We start from the raw sequence: 2,487 nt of genomic DNA, 5'->3' as shown, positions 1-2,487 counted from the left end.
TGTGTATATCGGTTATTCCGGGCCAAGCCTATCGCTTGAATATGGGCCACCCGTATCGGTGATTACGGGCCAACAATTATAAGATTATTTTTTCACTTTTCTCATAGACTCGCCAGATAAAGACAATCTGTGCGCACCATGCACGAGTCTGTCCAGTATCGCGTCCGCTATTGTTCCTTCGCCAATAACTTCGTACCATGCACTAACAGGCAATTGAGAGGCGATTATTGTAGACTTTTTATTGTGTCTATCCTCAATGATCTCCATGAGTAGATCTCTCTGTGGCTTGTCCAAGCTCTGCAGGCCAAAGTCATCCAATATCAAAAGATCCTGTTTTTCGATTCGTGCGATTTCTTTGAAAAGCGAGTTGTCCGCTCTGGCCGAATGGAGTCTGGCGAATAGTTTAGCAGTATTATAATAAGCCACCCGATACCCCATAGCACAAGCCTGATGGCCTAGAGCAGACGCCACATAGCTCTTACCCACACCAGTTGGCCCCACTATAAGAATATTCTCCTTCTGCTGGATGAACTGGCAACAGGAGAGCCTTGTCAGCAGATCCCGGTCCAGTTCTCGAGAGGCCTGATAATCAATATCAGAAAGATTTGACTGATAACGGAAAGCTGCCGCCTGAGTCAGCCGGGTGACTTTTTTGTTGGAACGGTCCTGCCACTCGGCGTCGACCAGGATGGTAAGTAGCTCATCAGGAGTCAACTGTAGATGTCCCTGTGATTCGATACTGCTGCGATAGGCCAGTAACATGCCATGCAGTCGCAGCTCTTTCATTTTTTCAATGGTTTGTTGTACGTTCATATATCTGTTTATGTTAAGAATAATAAGTTGCTCCCCGTAGGTTTTCATGAACTGGCATCGCAGCAGGTTCGTCCGCTAAGTCCTGCTTATCGAGTCCCTGTTTAAGGATGGATTCCAGTATTTTGTAACCATACTGATCAAATGCCATGGCACGGTGACAAGCTTTCTTTAGTCGTTCGATTCCGTATATCTTTCCCAGACGTTGTATACCCCAGCAGGATCGAAATGCCTGTTCAGGATGGGGACGCCTGGCGAATACTTCTTCCAGATAACGGTGGATCATCGTATCCTGGGACTTCCCCCAGTAAAGAAAGCTCTCTACACTGCATTCCTGCATGAAGCGATGGTTATCGGGCATGTGGCTCTTATGGGTGGTATAACCGCCACTTTTACGGCTTCTGATATGTGAGGCTATCCGTTTGCTCTGGTGATAGACCTCTACGGAGATCTCATTGTAGCGTACATCAACTTTTTTACCGATATACTGATATGGTACGCTGTAGTAATGGCGATCATCACTGAGAAAGATATGATAGTTCTTCTGTACAGTAGCAGACTTGTGTACCAATAATGTAAAAGGTTGTGCCGGCAATGGAGATAGAAGAAGTTTTTCGTGCTCTAGGAACAACTGTTCACGACTAGTTTGCTTTAGTTGGTACTTTCGCTGGTTATATGCCTCCAGCAAAGGACGGATCGCCACGTTGAGGGAATGCAGGTCGAAGAACACCCGGTCTTTCAGATGAAAACAAATACGTTGATAAACCAGCCTGACGGCATGTTCAACCAATGCCTTGTCTTTGGGTTTATAGGCACGTGTGGCTATTACCGCTGTTCCGTAATGCAACGCAAATAACTTAAAGTCACGATTCAGTTCCGGTTCATAACGATGGGAACGGGTAACCGCAGACTTTAGATTGTCGGTGATGATCAGCTTTGGGACACCCCCTATGAACTCTAGAGCGCGCCTCATACTGCCTAGAAAAGATGCTTTTCCCTGACTTTCGCTAGCCTCAACATAGGTGTACCCCGTACCAGCAAGAACGCAAACAAAAAGTTCTACCGGATGCAATTCGCCCGACGCTCTATCTGTCAGGTTGAGACGGTCGCCAGCATAATCAACAAGGAGCTTTTCGCCCATCTTATGATCAATATGCATAGTGGCGTGCTGCACTGCAAAAGCTTTCTGAACATGTTCCTTGAATTGTGTGTAACCGTAACCCTGCGGATAACGCTCACGGTACTGTTCCCAAATGTTGAGGTAAGTAAATCCAGAACTTTGCATAGAGCGCTTGAATTCTGGAAACATATCTGAGAGTTCCTGGTACGCATCCGGTTTAATGAATACTTTCGGCTGAGGCAATACAGACGCAAGCGACGTTTCATCTAGATCTTCCAGTTCGAAAAAATCTTTTCCCGTTGTCTTCAGGTGAAGTACATATTCATTGACTGTCTTTCGGTTGATGCCCAGCAACCTGGCGACGGAGCGATTACTCTCCCCACGGGCTTTTAATTGAATTATACGTTGAATATCTAACATATCTATGCGGTGACCAGCCATATCTTACAGAGTTAGTGCTCTGCAAAATAATACTTTGTTTAAACTGGCCCGCAATTACCGATACAAGTGGACCTATATCGCCGATACAAGTGGCCCGTTATGCACCGATATATACA

At 45.8% G+C, this 2,487-nt stretch carries 2 protein-coding genes; both read right to left on the bottom strand.

What is annotated here, in order from left to right; genetic code table 11:
• Positions 1-84: 84 nt before the first annotated feature.
• The gene (gene istB, locus M2408_RS26285; protein WP_120333788.1) at positions 85-813 is read right to left on the bottom strand and encodes an IS21-like element helper ATPase IstB; all 729 of its coding nucleotides are present in this window, start codon (positions 811-813) and stop codon (positions 85-87) included.
• 13 nt (positions 814-826) lie between these two features.
• Positions 827-2,350 carry an IS21 family transposase gene (gene istA, locus M2408_RS26280; protein WP_259187557.1) on the bottom strand — a complete coding sequence of 508 codons (1,524 nt, stop codon included), beginning with the start codon at positions 2,348-2,350 and terminating at the stop codon, positions 827-829.
• Between the last annotated feature and the right edge of the window lie 137 nt (positions 2,351-2,487).

It is taken from the genome of Sphingobacterium sp. BIGb0165 (assembly GCF_024810095.1).
GTDB lineage: Bacteria > Bacteroidota > Bacteroidia > Sphingobacteriales > Sphingobacteriaceae > Sphingobacterium > Sphingobacterium detergens.
The sequence above is the reverse complement of the archived record's forward strand: the minus strand, read 5'-3'. Positions and strand labels throughout refer to the sequence as shown.